This is a genomic window from Brevibacillus borstelensis (assembly GCF_036700025.1).
Lineage (GTDB): Bacteria > Bacillota > Bacilli > Brevibacillales > Brevibacillaceae > Brevibacillus > Brevibacillus borstelensis.
Genome location: NZ_CP144922.1, coordinates 2,236,985 through 2,251,513 on the forward strand (window position 1 = coordinate 2,236,985; position 14,529 = coordinate 2,251,513).

General features: G+C 51.5%; 14 protein-coding genes and 1 riboswitch. Of the genes, 9 read left to right on the forward strand and 5 right to left on the reverse strand.

The genetic code is table 11. From position 1 onward, the window contains the following. Positions 1-5: 5 nt before the first annotated feature. The 3 genes from V5G20_RS10340 to V5G20_RS10350 all read left to right on the forward strand — a co-directional run bounded on the left by V5G20_RS10340 (position 6) and on the right by V5G20_RS10350 (position 2,299). A complete protein-coding gene (locus tag V5G20_RS10340) occupies positions 6-992 on the forward strand; it encodes a substrate-binding domain-containing protein (RefSeq protein WP_003386401.1) in 987 nt (328 codons plus the stop codon). Positions 993-1,015: 23 nt separating this feature from the next. After that, on the forward strand, positions 1,016-1,471 hold the full coding sequence (rbsD, locus tag V5G20_RS10345) for a D-ribose pyranase (protein ID WP_024985617.1): 456 nt from the start codon (positions 1,016-1,018) through the stop codon (positions 1,469-1,471). A 93-nt stretch (positions 1,472-1,564) separates the two neighbouring features. Beyond that, the gene (locus tag V5G20_RS10350) at positions 1,565-2,299 is read left to right on the forward strand and encodes a GntR family transcriptional regulator (protein ID WP_003386397.1); all 735 of its coding nucleotides are present in this window, start codon (positions 1,565-1,567) and stop codon (positions 2,297-2,299) included. Positions 2,300-2,735: 436 nt separating this feature from the next. Here V5G20_RS10350 and V5G20_RS10355 read toward each other — a convergent pair whose 3' ends face one another. After that, positions 2,736-3,071 (reverse strand): antibiotic biosynthesis monooxygenase, encoded by a 336-nt coding sequence (locus tag V5G20_RS10355; RefSeq protein ID WP_338463390.1) that lies wholly within the window; start codon positions 3,069-3,071, stop codon positions 2,736-2,738. Between the two features lie 195 nt (positions 3,072-3,266). Here V5G20_RS10355 and V5G20_RS10360 point away from each other — a divergent pair, with 195 nt between their 5' ends. Further along, a complete protein-coding gene (locus V5G20_RS10360; RefSeq protein ID WP_327927504.1) occupies positions 3,267-3,719 on the forward strand; it encodes an SRPBCC domain-containing protein in 453 nt (150 codons plus the stop codon). 54 nt (positions 3,720-3,773) lie between these two features. On the opposite strand, the gene V5G20_RS10365 is transcribed toward V5G20_RS10360, so the two are convergent. From V5G20_RS10365 to V5G20_RS10375, 3 genes are all read right to left on the reverse strand, one after another. Continuing rightward, a complete protein-coding gene (locus V5G20_RS10365; RefSeq protein ID WP_172920475.1) occupies positions 3,774-3,971 on the reverse strand; it encodes a hypothetical protein in 198 nt (65 codons plus the stop codon). Next, positions 3,968-5,764 (reverse strand): phosphomethylpyrimidine synthase ThiC, encoded by a 1,797-nt coding sequence (gene thiC / locus V5G20_RS10370; RefSeq protein WP_172920476.1) that lies wholly within the window; start codon positions 5,762-5,764, stop codon positions 3,968-3,970. Before thiC ends, V5G20_RS10365 begins: the two co-directional genes overlap by 4 nt. A 154-nt stretch (positions 5,765-5,918) precedes the next feature. Then, positions 5,919-6,030: riboswitch (TPP riboswitch) on the reverse strand. Between the two features lies 1 nt (position 6,031). Continuing rightward, positions 6,032-6,619, reverse strand: coding sequence for a hypothetical protein (locus V5G20_RS10375; protein ID WP_003386391.1), 588 nt, complete (start codon positions 6,617-6,619; stop codon positions 6,032-6,034). Between the two features lie 239 nt (positions 6,620-6,858). Here V5G20_RS10375 and V5G20_RS10380 point away from each other — a divergent pair, with 239 nt between their 5' ends. From V5G20_RS10380 to ltrA, 4 genes are all read left to right on the forward strand, one after another. After that, positions 6,859-8,082: a SufS family cysteine desulfurase gene (locus V5G20_RS10380; protein WP_251237736.1), complete on the forward strand. Its 1,224-nt coding sequence runs from the start codon at positions 6,859-6,861 to the stop codon at positions 8,080-8,082. A gap of 88 nt (positions 8,083-8,170) precedes the next feature. Then, positions 8,171-8,983, forward strand: a complete 813-nt coding sequence (gene pdxK, locus V5G20_RS10385) for a pyridoxine/pyridoxal/pyridoxamine kinase (protein ID WP_003386387.1) — start codon at positions 8,171-8,173, stop codon at positions 8,981-8,983. A 148-nt stretch (positions 8,984-9,131) separates the two neighbouring features. Next, positions 9,132-9,380, forward strand: a complete 249-nt coding sequence (locus V5G20_RS10390; protein WP_003386385.1) for a thioredoxin family protein — start codon at positions 9,132-9,134, stop codon at positions 9,378-9,380. Between the two features lie 627 nt (positions 9,381-10,007). Beyond that, the gene (gene ltrA / locus V5G20_RS10395; RefSeq protein WP_024985477.1) at positions 10,008-11,306 is read left to right on the forward strand and encodes a group II intron reverse transcriptase/maturase; all 1,299 of its coding nucleotides are present in this window, start codon (positions 10,008-10,010) and stop codon (positions 11,304-11,306) included. A 188-nt stretch (positions 11,307-11,494) separates the two neighbouring features. Here ltrA and V5G20_RS10400 read toward each other — a convergent pair whose 3' ends face one another. Beyond that, positions 11,495-12,391 carry a LysR family transcriptional regulator gene (locus V5G20_RS10400; protein WP_338463391.1) on the reverse strand — a complete coding sequence of 299 codons (897 nt, stop codon included), beginning with the start codon at positions 12,389-12,391 and terminating at the stop codon, positions 11,495-11,497. Positions 12,392-12,912: 521 nt separating this feature from the next. On the opposite strand from V5G20_RS10400, the gene V5G20_RS10405 reads away from it, so the two are divergent. Beyond that, positions 12,913-14,394 (forward strand): IS1182 family transposase, encoded by a 1,482-nt coding sequence (locus V5G20_RS10405; RefSeq protein ID WP_422387999.1) that lies wholly within the window; start codon positions 12,913-12,915, stop codon positions 14,392-14,394. The last annotated feature ends 135 nt before the right edge of the window (positions 14,395-14,529 follow it).

Sequence of the window (14,529 nt, forward strand, 5' to 3'; positions counted from 1 at the left end):
TTTTCATGAAAAAATGGATGTTTTCATTGGTAGCAGCGACGCTGATGCTGACAGTTTCGGCGTGTGGTTCGTCCGGTACAACTGGAGCTCCGGCCACGGGATCGGGCGGCTCCGCGCAAGGCGGCAGTGCGGGCGAGGGCAAGATCAAAATCGGCTATGCGATCAACACTTTGAACAACCCGTTTTTTGTCGCCGTAAAAAATGGAGCGGAAAAAGAAGCGGAAAAGCTGGGCGTAGAGCTCGTGGTGGTCAATGCAAACGACGACCTGGCCACACAGCTGCAAGGCGTAGAGGATTTGATCCAGCAAAAGATCGACGTCCTCATCCTCGATCCGGTGGACAGCAAAGGGACCATACCAGCCGCGGAAGCAGCGAATAAAGCCGGGATCAAGGTGATCACCACGGGACGCGAGCTGGAAGGCGCCGAAGTCGTCACGCATCTGGGCTATGACGAGGTCAGGCATGGCATCGTCGCAGGCGAATTCATGAGCAAGCAGCTGGGCGGCAAGGGAAATGTCGTGGAGCTGCAAGGCATCATGGGCACAAACGTGGCACAGGATCGCAGCAAAGGCTTCCAGGAGGGTGTAGCGACATCGCCGGACATCAAGATTGTCGCATCGCAGTCGGCCGACTTTGATCGGGCCAAAGCCATGACTGTCATGGAAAACATCCTTCAGGCCAATCCGGAGATAAACGGCGTCTATGCGGCAAACGACGAAATGGCGCTCGGTGCGGTGCAGGCGATCAAAGCGGCAAACCGCACAGGCATCGTGGTCGTATCCAATGACGGTACAGCCGATGCTCTTCAGGCGATTAAAGACGGCGACATAGCCGGGACGATGGCCATTTATCCGAACCAGTACGGACAAAAGGCAGTCCAGATCGCCAAGAAAGTAGCCGGCGGCGAATCCGTGGAAAAGAAACTGGAGCTCCCCTCTATTTTCGTAAGCAAGGATAACGTAGAAGAAGCGATCAAGGAATCTCAAAACTAATTGGAAACGAGGAGCGAAGAACAATGAAAAAAGGTACAATCCTGAACCGTGAGCTGAATGAAGCGATTGCCTCGATGGGTCACACTGATTATATGATCGTCTGCGATGCCGGTTTTCCGATCCCAAATGGCGTAAAGCGCATTGATTTGGCGCTGAAAAAGGATGTGCCCGATCTGGAAACGGTTCTCTCCCTGATCGCCGGAGATTTCATCGCAGAAAACATCTACGTCGCCGAGGAGGTCGAAACGAACAATGCGCCTCTGTACAACAAGCTCAAGGCGATGTTCCCCGGCGTAGAAATCGGCACGATGGAGCATCAAAAAATATTGAGCGAGATGGCTTATAAAGCGAAGGTGATCGTCCGTACAGGTGCATTCGATCCATGGGGCAACGTCATCCTGCAATCCGGGGTGAGCGTTCCGCAGTGGTTTGACAAGCCCGGCATCGTTGTTCCCGATTATTACAAAGACAAAATGTAAGGTGTGCAAACCTGGCAAGCTGGGGGTTGTCTTGAAAAAACAGCGGGATAAAAGTATAGTAAATGAGAATAAGTTGGATAAAGGGTGAACCCAGTGATCGAAAAAACAGGTCCGGAACCGATTTATATTCAAGCGAAAAATTGGATTCGGGGAAAAATTGCCAGCGGCGAGTGGAAGGCAAAGGAGAAGCTGCCGTCGGAATCGGATCTCGCAGCCACATTGGGAATCAGCCGGGGTACCATCAAACAAGCGATCAAGCAGTTAATCACAGAAGGCATTCTCGTCCAGATACACGGGAAGGGAACCTTTGTCGTAGGCGAGCAAATGGAGTATCCGTTGGCGGAGAGACTGATTTCCATCGCCGAAACCATGATCGAAAGTCACAAAGACTTTACGACCAGGCTGCTCGGACTGGAGACCTCCCCAGCCGATCAAACCGTAAGCCGGTTTTTGGAGTTGGACCCATCCGGACAGGTTTATCATCTAAAGCGGCTGCGTTTTATCGAAGACACGCCGGTTGTCTTTTTGGAGAACTTTTTGCCGAAACAACTCTTCCCCGGCTTCGAGCAGAACAACTTTGAGGAGAAGACGTTGTTTTCCATAATCGAAGATCGCTACAAACTGAGAATCTCCTGGGGAAAACGCTCATTTTTGGGAAAAGGCGCTGACGAGAAGATCGCGGAAATGCTGCAGATCGACAAAGGAACGCCGATTACGTTCCTGGAGCAGACCATTTACACCGAGGACAATGTACCGATCGAGTATTCCAAAGTATGGCTGCGAAACGATCAGATCAAGCTGACCTCCATTCTGAAAAGAACGCAGTAAGTATGAACGGCTTGCTTCAGGGGAAGCGAGAAAATGCTCTCATCACGAATGTCAGCCAATTCAAGACCGACACAAAGCAAAGCCGTCGTCGATTCGTTGCAGGACACCATGCTGACGAGCAAAAAGAGCAAAAAGCAAAAAACGCTTCAAAAGAAAGCAAGACATATGTTTGCAAAGAGAAGCTGGAGGCTGACGTCAAAAGCCTCCAGTTTTTTATGCGGCCAACCTTTGATTAAGCATCCTTTAGTCCGCTGCTTTTGGATGCGGTTCTGCTTTTGGACGAGGTTCCGCTTTTGGGGCGAAGCCGGCCAGTCTACATCCGAGAGGTGTCCCACCGTACCTGATTGCTTTCTTCTATTTTCATCTCCACTGCCAAAAGCCTGAACGACTGCAAACAAAAAAACGCGGAAAATGGCTCCGCGTCCGAATCTTCATCTTACAGCTCATTCAACGAATAGTCTCTTTCTACTCTGCAAATCCTCGTCACGTACTGCTCATACCATACCTGTTTCCCTTTTTCCTGCGCCACCAGATGGTCCTCGTTCTGCTTCCAGTTGCGAATATCCTCCAGCGACTGCCAGTACGAGATCGTCACTCCGAATCCGTCCGCATCGCGCGTGCTTTCCACGCCGAGAAAGCCCGGCTGGGCAAATACCAGCTTCTCCATCATTGCGGCCATCTCTTCGTACCCCGTATTATCCGTTTGTGTCCGTTGACTGGTGAAGATCACAGCATAGTAAGGCGGCTTCGGCGTCTTTGCAAATGGCCCCATTTTACCCCCACTCCCTCAACTGGTATCTGTTAACAAGTATAGCACCCGCCTTTTTTTCTGTAACCTATTTCTCCACTGACAGCGATTGTCAGGGATGAGTGGATATACTCGAAAAAGCTCCGGGTATCAGATCTCTATGGGGCGGAAACCTTTTTGCCATACAAAACACTAACGATACGAGGGGGACTTTCAAAGATGAAACCAACCGACTTGCACTACGAATTTTACGTATTGGCAACCCCAGAGCAGGTGTGGGACACGCTCGTCTCGCCAGATGGGGTAAAAGCCATTTACGGGGGCTGTGTGACCGAGTCAACGTTCCGTGAAGGAGACCCGATCCGCTATATCGGCCCGGGCGCAGACGGAGATAAAACCATCCACGTCTACGGCGTCATTTTGCAGTGCGAGCAGGCCAAGACGCTCAGCTTTACCCACTTTGTCGGCGATTCCTACCACTCCGGCCAGGAACGGTACGAATCGCGCATCACTTATCGGCTCGAACCGGCCGGCGCGTCCACAAAGCTGACCCTGACCCATGACCGTTGGCATGAGAATGATCTGTCATACGATAACAGCGCGAAGGCATGGTGGATGATCCTCAGCAGCACGAAGACACTGATCGAAACAGGTAGGCCGCTGGCATTTTAAAAGTCGGTTTCGCCGTCGGAAACAGTGCTGTAACCCAGCGCCGCAGTCGCTCCTTTAATAATAAAGACTTTCCGTCCACTGGCATTTTCGGCACATGCGGGAAAGCGGGGTCTCCAGAAAATCGTGATCACATGCTTTTTGGGCAGTCCCAAGCTGCGCGCGGAGTGCGGCTAAAGCCGACTCCAACCGCTTGATTTCAGCACGCAGCTGGCCGGGATCACGCAGTTTTCCCATATCGGCATCCCGCTTCATTTCCTGTCCGTCCCTTTGTACAGTTGTCCTCCCTGCTCGCGGAATTCCCTGGCTTTCTCTTGCAGCCCCTCGTCAATAGCCGCATGGACCGAAAGCTGGTTGTCTCGGGCGTAGGCGCGAATATCCTGGGTGATTTTCATGCTGCAAAATTTGGGGCCGCACATTGAGCAAAAATGGGCAGATTTTGCCCCTTCGGCAGGGAGAGTCTCGTCGTGATACTCGCGTGCCCGCTCAGGGTCAAGCGAGAGGTTGAACTGATCGTTCCAGCGGAATTCAAACCGCGCCTTGGAAAGCGCGTCGTCGCGAAGCTTGGCTCGCGGATGTCCTTTTGCCAGATCGGCGGCATGGGCGGCGATTTTGTAGGCGATCAGGCCGTTGCGCACGTCCTCCTTGTTTGGCAGGCCGAGATGTTCCTTCGGGGTGACGTAGCAGAGCATCGCGGTGCCAAACCAGCCGATCATCGCGGCGCCGATAGCGGACGTGATGTGATCGTAGCCGGGAGCGATATCGGTCGTGAGCGGGCCCAGCGTGTAGAATGGCGCTTCGTGGCAAAGCTCAAGCTGCTTATCCATATTCTCTTTGATCTGGTGCATCGGCACGTGTCCGGGACCTTCGATCATCACCTGCACATCATGCTTCCAGGCGATCTTGGTCAATTCCCCAAGCGTCTCCAATTCGGCGAACTGGGCTTCGTCGTTCGCATCGGCGATGGACCCCGGCCTCAGTCCGTCACCGAGCGAGACGGAAATGTCGTATGCCTTCAGGATTTCGCAAATCTCTTCAAAATGCGTGTACAGGAAGTTTTCCTGATGGTGGGCCAGGCACCAGGCCGCCATGATGGAGCCGCCGCGGGAGACGATTCCGGTCACCCGATTGGCGGTCAGCGGGATATAGCGGAGCAGCACCCCTGCGTGGATCGTAAAGTAATCCACTCCCTGCTCGGCCTGTTCGATCAACGTATCCCGGTAGATCTCCCAAGTCAGCTCCTCGGCTTTGCCATTTACTTTTTCCAGTGCCTGATAAATCGGGACAGTACCGATCGGCACGGGACTGTTGCGGATAATCCACTCCCGGGTCGTGTGAATGTGTTTTCCGGTGGAAAGGTCCATGATGGTGTCGGCTCCCCAGCGGGTGGCCCACATCATTTTTTCCACTTCTTCACCGATGGAGGAGGTGACCGCGGATGTGCCGATGTTTGCGTTTACCTTCACGTGAAAATGACGACCGATAATCATCGGCTCCAATTCCGGATGGTTGATGTTGGCCGGCAGGATCGCGCGGCCGCTGGCGATCTCGGCTCTGACGAATTCCGGCGAAACTCCTTCGCGGATGGCGACGAATTCCATTTCCGGCGTGATGATGCCGCGGCGGGCGTAGTGGAGCTGTGTGACGACGCTGCCTTTTTTGGCCCGAAGCGGCTTGCGGTCATTTCGGGGGAAAACAGGTACTGCTTCAAGCTGCTCGGCGCTTTTGAAGCCGTTATCGACAGGCTGCACCGGGCGTCCCGCGTAGGATTCCGTATCGTCTCTTTCAGCAATCCAGCTTTTCCGCAGGGAAGGCAGTCCTTTTTGAATGTCGGCAATGTAGTCGGACGCCGTATACTCGCCGCTGGTGTCATAGACGCGAATGGGCGGGTTGGGAATTTCTCCGTACAAGCCCTGGGAAGGCGAAAGCTGGATTTCCCGCATCGGGACGCGAAGATCAGGCCTGCTGCCGACCTGGTACACTTTGCGGCTGCCAGGGAAAGGCTGTACAGCCGTCAGGTTGAGGGAAGATGCGTGTGGAATGGACATGAAAAAAACCTCCTTGTCATGGTTGCACGCGGCATGAACCCTGATGGAGGCGGAAGAAGACGCGTCTGCATGACAAAAACAAAACGCCGCAAAAAAACTTGCGACGCCAGACGCGAGAGCAGACAGGAAAGGGACGCAAGCATACGCAGTCCTCTCCGGTCTATATAAACATTCCTCCGCTGGCATTACCCAGTTCAGGTTCAACGGTCGACGACAGAGTAGCCGTCCTCTCAGCCTGGTCATCCCCAAGCTCCCGTGCATCATTGTTTAGAAATAGTTTGTTGTTTCCACCATAGCATAACTACTTTTTCCCAATTGTTCAAGAGGTTTTGTCGCAGCAGGAGGAAAGACATCGTGCAAAGCTTTGTCCAGCTTGTACCATTGGTCCATTCCCACCGAGGAGAGAATCGCGTCTCCATCCTCTTGCTTATAAGAGTCGAGATGAAACTTCGGCCCCATCGTAAACGGCTTGAGATAATGCTCTCCTTCCCGCGTTTCCACGTACATCATATACGCGTAGTCTGAAACCTTGTTGGCCGTTTCATATTCAAACTGCAAAATGAACAGCGAATCAGCCGTTCCCCTTAATTGCTCCACTTTTTCGCTGCCGGAGATCCAATCAACGACGGCAATCTGCTCGGTTTTATCCGAGTACAGGGAGAGAAGCTCCGGTTGCGCTTTGATGGAGTCTTCCCGGTAGTGATGTACCCATATGGCTTTCCCTTTTCCTGAATGAAAAAGCGATTCCAGCGCCGCTCCCGGGTGGGGCGCTTGTTGCTGTGAACACCCGCAGACGAGTGCAGATAGACAAAGGATGACGAAACGGAGCACGTGAGTTCTGGAATTCACTGCCATGATACTGCCTCCCTAACCCCGGAGTTAACCCCCGTTTTTGATGTGATGCCGCAGCGACATGCTTCCCAAAGTACGAACCCTCTCAATATAGTAAACGAAAAAGAAGAGGGAAACGTTTCAAGACAAATCCAACCATCTATAGGATAATCAAATGATTTTTATATAAATAATTGAATTGAACTATTGGTTTGCCGCGGCTATCCTTACGGGTAAATCCCGGAAAGGAAGTTGAGAGCGATATGAATCCGCATGAAGTGAAGCAATGCTTCCCGATTATGAATGTCCCGATCTACGGGAAGCGGCTTGTATATTTGGACAACGCAGCCACTGCCCAAAAACCGGTTCAGGTGATTGAGGCGCTGGAAGCATTTTATCGGATGGCAAACGCCAACGTTCACAGGGGAGTCCACTACCTGGGGGCAAAGGCGACAGACATGTACGAGGCGGCGAGAGAAAAGGTCCGTGCTTTCATCCGCGCAAGCGAAGCGGCCGAGATTGTTTTTACCCGGGGGACGACGAGCGCCTTGAATCTGATCGCCAGCGGATACGGCCGTTTGGTCCTTTGCGAAGGCGACGAGATCGTCATTTCATTGGCCGAGCATCACAGCAACCTGATCCCTTGGCAGCAGGCGGCAAAAGCGGCCGGGGCAACACTGAAATTCATTCCCTTGCAGGAAGATGGGACGATAACGCCGGAAGCTGTCCGTTCAGTGGTGACCCCACGGACTAAAATCGCAGCACTCCACCATATATCCAACGTCTTGGGAGATGTAGTACCGCTCAGAGAGATCGCCGGCATCGTCCATGCACACGGAGGAGTTTTGGTTGTCGACGGTGCGCAGGGAGCGCCTCATTCACCAGTCGATGTGGGGCAGATGGACTGCGACTTTTACGTTTTCTCCGGTCACAAAATGTGCGGTCCTACAGGAATTGGAGTTTTGTACGGGAAGCGTCCATTGCTGGAGCAATTGGTACCTGTTGAGTATGGAGGAGAGATGGTTGAGTCGGTCGATGCCGAATGGGCGTCGTGGAAAGAGCTTCCGTACCGGCTGGAAGCGGGAACCCCTTTGATTGCGGGAGCGATTGGGCTGGGGGCTGCGATTGATTTCCTCGCTCAAATCGGCATGGAGAAGATCGAACGGCATGACCGCAGGCTGGTTGGCTACGCACTGGAGCGGTTGCAGGAGCTCAAAGAATGCAAAGTGCTGGGGCCGCTACGGCATCGCACGTCCATCCTGACGTTTCAACTGGGGGAGATCCATCCCCATGATCTGGCTACCGTGCTCGATGCAGAAGGGATCGCCATCCGTGCCGGTTACCACTGCGCGCAGCCGCTGGCGAAATGGTTTGGACAAGCGGCGACGGCACGGGCCAGCCTCTATCTCTACAACACCGAAGAAGACGTAGATGCGCTGATCCTGGGATTAAAGAAGGCGCAGGACTTGTTTCGCCGAAATAAATAAGACGGAGTGCCTAAAAAGATTCAGTGTCACGGATTTGGAGAGGCAAGCACGATGCTTAAAAAAGCACCATGAAGGAGGAAGGGCAGACATGCAAGTGTATAAAACAGTGACCATAGCCGGATCGGATTCCAGCGGAGGAGCGGGTATTCAGGCCGATCTCAAAACCTTTCAGGAGCTGGGGGTTTACGGGATGTCGGCCTTGACGACGATTGTCGCGCAAGATGAAAGCTGGGGCCATCATGTTTTTCCGGTTGAACCGGACACGGTAGCAGCGCAGCTACGAACGGCACTGGAGGTGATCGGAGCGGATGCTTGCAAGACAGGCATGCTAGGCTCTATCCGGGTCATCGAGCTTGTGGCCCAAGCAATCGCCGCGAGCGGCATTCAAACGATCGTTATCGATCCCGTCATGATTTGCAAAGGCGTCGATGAAGAACTGCACCCGGAAGTAAATGAGTGCCTCCGCGAAGTGCTGGTTCCGCTGGCGACCGTCGTGACGCCCAATCTGATCGAGGCGGCCAAGCTGAGCGGCATGGCACCGCTGCAATCTGTGGAAGAGATGAAGGAAGCGGCCAGACGCATTCACCGGCTCGGTCCGTCTTATGTGCTGGTAAAAGGGGGAGGGCGGCTGCCGGGAGACAATGCGATTGACCTATTGTATGACGGCAGCAGCTTTGACATTTTCGAAGTGGAAAAGATCCGCACGACAAATACGCACGGGGCGGGCTGCTCCTACTCTGCCGCAATCACCGCGGAATTGGCAAAGGGAAGGTCAGTGCCAGAGGCAGTTGCGACCGCAAAAGCGTTTATTACCGAGGGCATCCGTCACTCGTTTTCCTTGCGCTCGTTTGTCGGACCGACCAATCACAGCGCCTATCGGCAATCAAAAGGCGGCAACTGACCAAGCGGGGCACCGTCTCTGCTTTCCATGTGTTCATTCGCTAAACCAATCCTTATCATATCGGATTTGGAATTGATGCTGCCTGCCAAAATCGCTACCTTATAGCTAAGGGCCCTTGTATTACATCAGGAGAGGAGGAGAGAAAAGGATGGCGAAAGCTGTGTTTTATCATGCTGGATGCAGTGTATGCGTCGATGCGGAACAGGCCATTTTGCCGTATCTCGACCGTACCAAAACCGATGTGGAAACCATTCATTTCGCCCAGCATCCGGACAAGCTGGACGAGGCGGAAAAACTGGGAGTGAAATCTGTGCCTGCACTCGTATTGAACGGTACGGTGTACCATATCAACTTCGGGGCGAGCATGGCGGATGTCCGAAAGGCTGTTGGCAAGTAAGAAGGCGATATCGTAGGCAGCAGCACCAATTTGTTCATGGCTCTTTACTCACCTCGTTGATAGAACCTCTTGGAGGCGTAAGCTCGCGCATTACGCCTCTTTTTTTATGAAGCGTGCCCAGCAAGCCGTTAATTGCTAGTTGGTGAAAGTCCAACCGAGGCAGGAGCCAAGTCACCTCGTAGCTGACAGGCAACTGGTGGAGAAATCCTAAGGTTGAAGCCCTGTGACAAAGTAACTCGAAAGAGTGCGAGCAAATCAGCAGGCCGTAACATAAAGTGAATCCTGCAGCCTCGTTAAGAAAGACCACCGAGAGGTGGACAAAGGGAAGCCGAGCTTGTTTCATATGGGCGAAGGCCAAGGACGGTGTGGAGAACTTGGAATACAGCACCTATGAATCCCTCGGGGTATGGGGAGCGGTATGTTGAGAAAGTAGTTAACGGAACTGGGGAGACCCTACTCTGCACGCCCCGTCAGGAGCGTAAAACGGAAACCTATAACCGTAAGGGAAGTGGTGGATGGCAGAGAGGGAGTCGGAGGGGTTCATAGTACCGATGAACATAAGGACAACACAACCTTATGGAGGGAAGGAGCCCTGCTTTGTTCACGGGTCGAAGGAGGTAAGAGTGAGTGAATGCAAGTAAACTTGCTAACTACACCGATGTAAAAGCTCGACAACTTTGGACAACCCTATATCTTTGTGCCAAGGCAAACTCAAAACGGCGATTTCATGCCTTGTATGACAAAATCTACCGCCCGGATATTCTAGCGACAGCTTGGAGGAGAGTAAAAGCAAATAAAGGGAGCGGAGGAATCGACGGACAATCCATCGCACAGATTGTGGAGGAGTATGGGGAGAGCCGTTTTCTTAACGAGATCTATCTAGATTTAAAAGAAAAGCGGTATCGTCCACATCCGGTTCGTCGAACTTACATCCCTAAACCGGATGGCAAGAAACGTCCACTCGGCATCCCGACGATCAAGGATCGGGTGGTCCAAATGGCTACTAAGCTAGTCATTGAACCGATCTTTGAAGCTGATTTTCGGGACTGTTCTTATGGCTTTCGGCCAGGAAGAAATGCTCACCAGGCAATTGCACAGATACGCAAAGCAAGCAAGAGGTGTTATTGGGTCGTAGATGTTGACATTAAAGGGTATTTCGACAACATCAACCATGAGAAGTTGATGAAACTGGTCGAAATGAGAATCAGCGACAGACGTGTTCTGAAACTTATCCGACAATGGCTGCAGGCTGGGGTCATGGAAAATGATCAATTCCATGAAACAGAACTGGGAACTCCGCAAGGAGGGGTAATCTCGCCTCTTCTTTCAAACATCTATCTAAACTACATGGACACCATTTGGGAAAATCAATTCTCCCATCTTGGCACACTTATCCGCTATGCGGATGACTTCGTTATCATGTGCAGAACCAAACAAGAAGCATTGGAAAGCATTCAAGTGCTGATGGCTATTCTAAACAAGCTGGAGCTTAGTCTCAGTAAAGAGAAATCTAGACTCGTTAATATTTGGGACAATTCCACTGGGTTTGACTTTCTTGGGCTGCACCATCGCAAATTCCCCGTGTTCAACAAAGGGGGGAGCAAGGTATTTGCTATGTCTCATGTACCAGCTAAGAAAGCAATGAAGGAAATGAGACGTAAAATTAAGGAATACACTGCACCAAGGAACAAACTGTTTCTGTCTCTAGAAGAGCTAGTGAAAGGGCTAAATCGCAAGCTAAGGGGGTTCAAGAACTACTACTTCATCTCGCCCATCGCCAAACGATGGGCAAGACGGATAGACTGGTATGTGATTGAACGCCTTACAATCTTCTGCAACAAGAAAAGAAGCAAGCGGAATAAACATGCCGGAAAGCTGAAGGTCATACAAAACACGCAGGGTAGTTTATTGAAATTAGCCGGATAAAGTAAGCCGAATGCCAAAGAAAGAAGAACATCGGAAAGCCGTATGAGGGAAAACCTCACGTACGGTTTGATGAGGGGGAGCTGAAATGAGCAAGGCGACCATACGGTCGCCCGAAAGTTTCAGTTCTCTACTCTACAGTGTAAAGCCGCTGCAAACCTGTCTATCGTTTAAGGGTGGGGCGATTGCGGTTACTCCATCCTTTTGGCAGTCCCGATCAGGTTTTCGAGGAAAACCCGCGTGGCGGCGCACATATATTTGTCCGCCCGGTAAATGATGCCGATCTGGCGGGTGATCGGACTGGCGAACGGGACGGCGGCAATTTTTCCATTCTGGATAAAGTCGACGTATGGTTTGGGCAGGACAGTGACGCCGATCCCGCTTGCGACCATATTGACGATCGATTCCATCGTAGTCATCTCAAAGGAAGGCTTGACGGAAAAGCCGGCAGTTTCGCAATGCTGATCAATGAGCTGTCTGAGATAGTAATTTTGCGGAAGAAGGACAGAAGGCGTCTCTTTTAACACCTCGAGCGGAGCGGAACGTTTCTCTGCCAGTGCATGGCCGGACGGAACCACGAGGCACAGCTCCTCCTGCACCAGCGGCAGCGTCTCGAACTCCTCGTCCTCGACGGGCAAAAAGACAATGCCCATATCTAGCTGGTTGTCCAGCAGAGCGGAGCGGATGTCTCCCGTGCGCAGTCCAAGTACGGACAGCTCGATATGGGGATACTGCCGATGAAACGCGAGGATGGCTGGCGGCAGCAGGTAATTGACGACCGTCAGGAGTGCGCCGATGGTCAGCTTGCCGCGCTGCAAGCCCTGCAGATCCGAGATGGCGGCCCGCGCCTGGGACAGTTCATGGAAGACGCGCTGAGCATGTCCGCGCAGGATGCGGCCCGCTTCCGTCAAGGCGGTTTTCTTGCCGATCCGGTCAAACAGCGGGACGCCGATCTCCGCTTCCAGAGCGCGGATTTGCTGGCTTAAAGAGGGCTGAGAAATCCCGACCTTTTCTGATGCTTTGGTGAAATGCAGTTCCTGTGCCACGGCCAAAAAATACTCCAATTGCTTTAATTCCATCGTTCTCACCGCTTTCTATTCATAGGTAAATCCAATTGAAATAATAGTAATGATTGAATTGATCAATGTATATAGAAGCTTATAATGAAGGTGACCATGTGTCCAGTGCAAAATCGTAAACAAAAAAAAGAAACGGGTAGGGAGAGTCCTGCAAAAGTCCACCTAATATCTGTAAACCGTAACCCTAGTGCCCTTAGGTACTGGGGTTTTAAGTATCGAGAATGTAGCTGTAGTGGGGAGAAGCATGTTTCCGATCTGCGCTCCGGTCTACGTCCTGCAAGGATGTGAAACTGTCCGCTCCACAGCGATCCCGGGGGAAGCGCAAAACGGCGCGCAGCTCCGGGGTTTACTCATAGATTGCGCTTCTGTTTCCCCGGGCTCGCTGTTCCGCTTGGCTGGACTCCGCCAGTCGCTCCGCCTGGAAACATGCTTCTCCTCCGAAACAGTAGGTTTTCAACAGGCTGAAACCCAATGCCCCTTCGACACTGGGTTTGTTGTACAATGAAAAGAAAACGAAAGAGTTGGAACCATTGCTACAGCCCTCTAAACAAATCACGGCATCCTTCCATGCCGAATTATATAAACTAATTCCCGCGGATCACCCTTTACGTAAAATCAATGAAATCGTAGATTTCACATTCATTCATGAGTTGGTTCGTTCCTCTTATTGTGAGCATTACGGAAGACCTGCTAACGAACCCGAACTCCTGTTTCGTCTATTGTTTTTACAAGTTCTCTACAATCTTTCGGATGAACGCATCATTCAGGAAACGCAGGTAAACCTCGCTTATAAGTGGTTTTTAGGTTTAAATCCAGAAGATCCCCTTCCTGACCCCTCTCAATTATCCCGCTTTCGTAATCATCGGTTAGGGGCCGGAGCCGTGGATGAGGTGCTTAAATCAGTTGTACGTCAGTGCATCGAAAAAGGACTTGTGAAGTCAAAGACGATCATCATGGATTCCACCCATACACTGGCAGCTTCACAAAAACAAAAGCCGCTTGAAGTACTGCGGGATGCGGCGAAGCGCTTATTCCGTGTTGTGGTGAAAAAGCATCCAAAACTCGAAAAGAAACTCCCACGGTTACCGGAGTTGAAGAAAGATCAAGAGGATGCTGAGAAGATCATGCTTCACTACTTGGCGGAACTTGGAGAGACTGTCGAGACTTTGTTACCCGATCATGAGGGTTCCATCTCGGAGAAGGTCAAGATCGCCAAGGCCATCGTGGAAGACGAACGTCTCCTCGCCAATAAAGGTATTATGTCGGCCATTGATCCAGATGCACGCTTTGGATGGAAGAGTAATACGAAATCCTTTTTTGGCTACAAAGAGCATATTGCCATGACCGAAGAAGAAATCATTACGGCTGTGGAGGTCACCGGAGGAAGTACGGATGACGGAAAACAATTCAAACAACTTTTGAACCAATCGCTTGACGTAGGAATAGAAGTACAAGAAGTGATTGCTGACACCGCATATTCGGGTAAAGATAACTTGGACGAGATGAAAGCCAAGAAGATTCAACCCGTCGTCCCACTAAACCCAATCGTACATAACGGAGGGCTAAGGCAAGAAGGTTTTGAGTACAACAAGGATGCAGACTTTGTTATTTGTCCGGCAGGACAACATAGTATCCGAAAGGCTGTCCAAGGAAGCAAGAGTGGCAAAAGTCGTTCTCTCGTTTTCTACTTCGATACGGAGAAATGTAAGACATGCCCACTTAGGGAAGGCTGTTTCAAACCAGGAGCGAAGAGCAAGACCTACTCCATCCGGATCGTGGCGGAAACCTACAAGGCGCAAATCGAGTTTGAAAACAGCGATACGTTCAAAGAACGTATTCGTCGCAGATCGATTATTGAGCACAAAAATGCTGAATTAAAAAGGTATCATGGGATGACCAAGGCCAAGTACCGTGGTCTCTTTCGTATGCGAATACAGGCAATACTTACGACTTTCGTCGTAAATGTAAAACGGATGATAAAATTGGCAGAAAAAATGCAGCCCGCCTCTTAAAGGAGAATGGGCTGCATTTTTCGTTAAAGTCCTTTTTTGTAAAAAATAGTGTGGGTTACCCGATCCGCAAACCTCAAAAGAGGTATTTTGCAGGCCTCTCGGGTAGGGGAGGTCTTTTTTTGAAGCCGTTCGGGT

Excerpts from the sequence above, each read along its gene's own strand:
- V5G20_RS10390 (WP_003386385.1), top strand. The coding sequence starts at position 9,132 with ATGGCGAAAGCTGTGTTTTATCATGCTGGATGCAGTGTATGCGTCGAT.
- V5G20_RS10380 (WP_251237736.1), top strand. The coding sequence starts at position 6,859 with ATGAATCCGCATGAAGTGAAGCAATGCTTCCCGATTATGAATGTCCCG.
- pdxK (WP_003386387.1), top strand. The coding sequence starts at position 8,171 with ATGCAAGTGTATAAAACAGTGACCATAGCCGGATCGGATTCCAGCGGA.
- V5G20_RS10365 (WP_172920475.1), bottom strand. The coding sequence starts at position 3,971 with ATGAAGCGGGATGCCGATATGGGAAAACTGCGTGATCCCGGCCAGCTG.
- rbsD (WP_024985617.1), top strand. The coding sequence starts at position 1,016 with ATGAAAAAAGGTACAATCCTGAACCGTGAGCTGAATGAAGCGATTGCC.
- V5G20_RS10355 (WP_338463390.1), bottom strand. The coding sequence starts at position 3,071 with ATGGGGCCATTTGCAAAGACGCCGAAGCCGCCTTACTATGCTGTGATC.
- V5G20_RS10375 (WP_003386391.1), bottom strand. The coding sequence starts at position 6,619 with ATGGCAGTGAATTCCAGAACTCACGTGCTCCGTTTCGTCATCCTTTGT.
- V5G20_RS10360 (WP_327927504.1), top strand. The coding sequence starts at position 3,267 with ATGAAACCAACCGACTTGCACTACGAATTTTACGTATTGGCAACCCCA.
- V5G20_RS10340 (WP_003386401.1), top strand. The coding sequence starts at position 6 with ATGAAAAAATGGATGTTTTCATTGGTAGCAGCGACGCTGATGCTGACA.
- thiC (WP_172920476.1), bottom strand. The coding sequence starts at position 5,764 with ATGTCCATTCCACACGCATCTTCCCTCAACCTGACGGCTGTACAGCCT.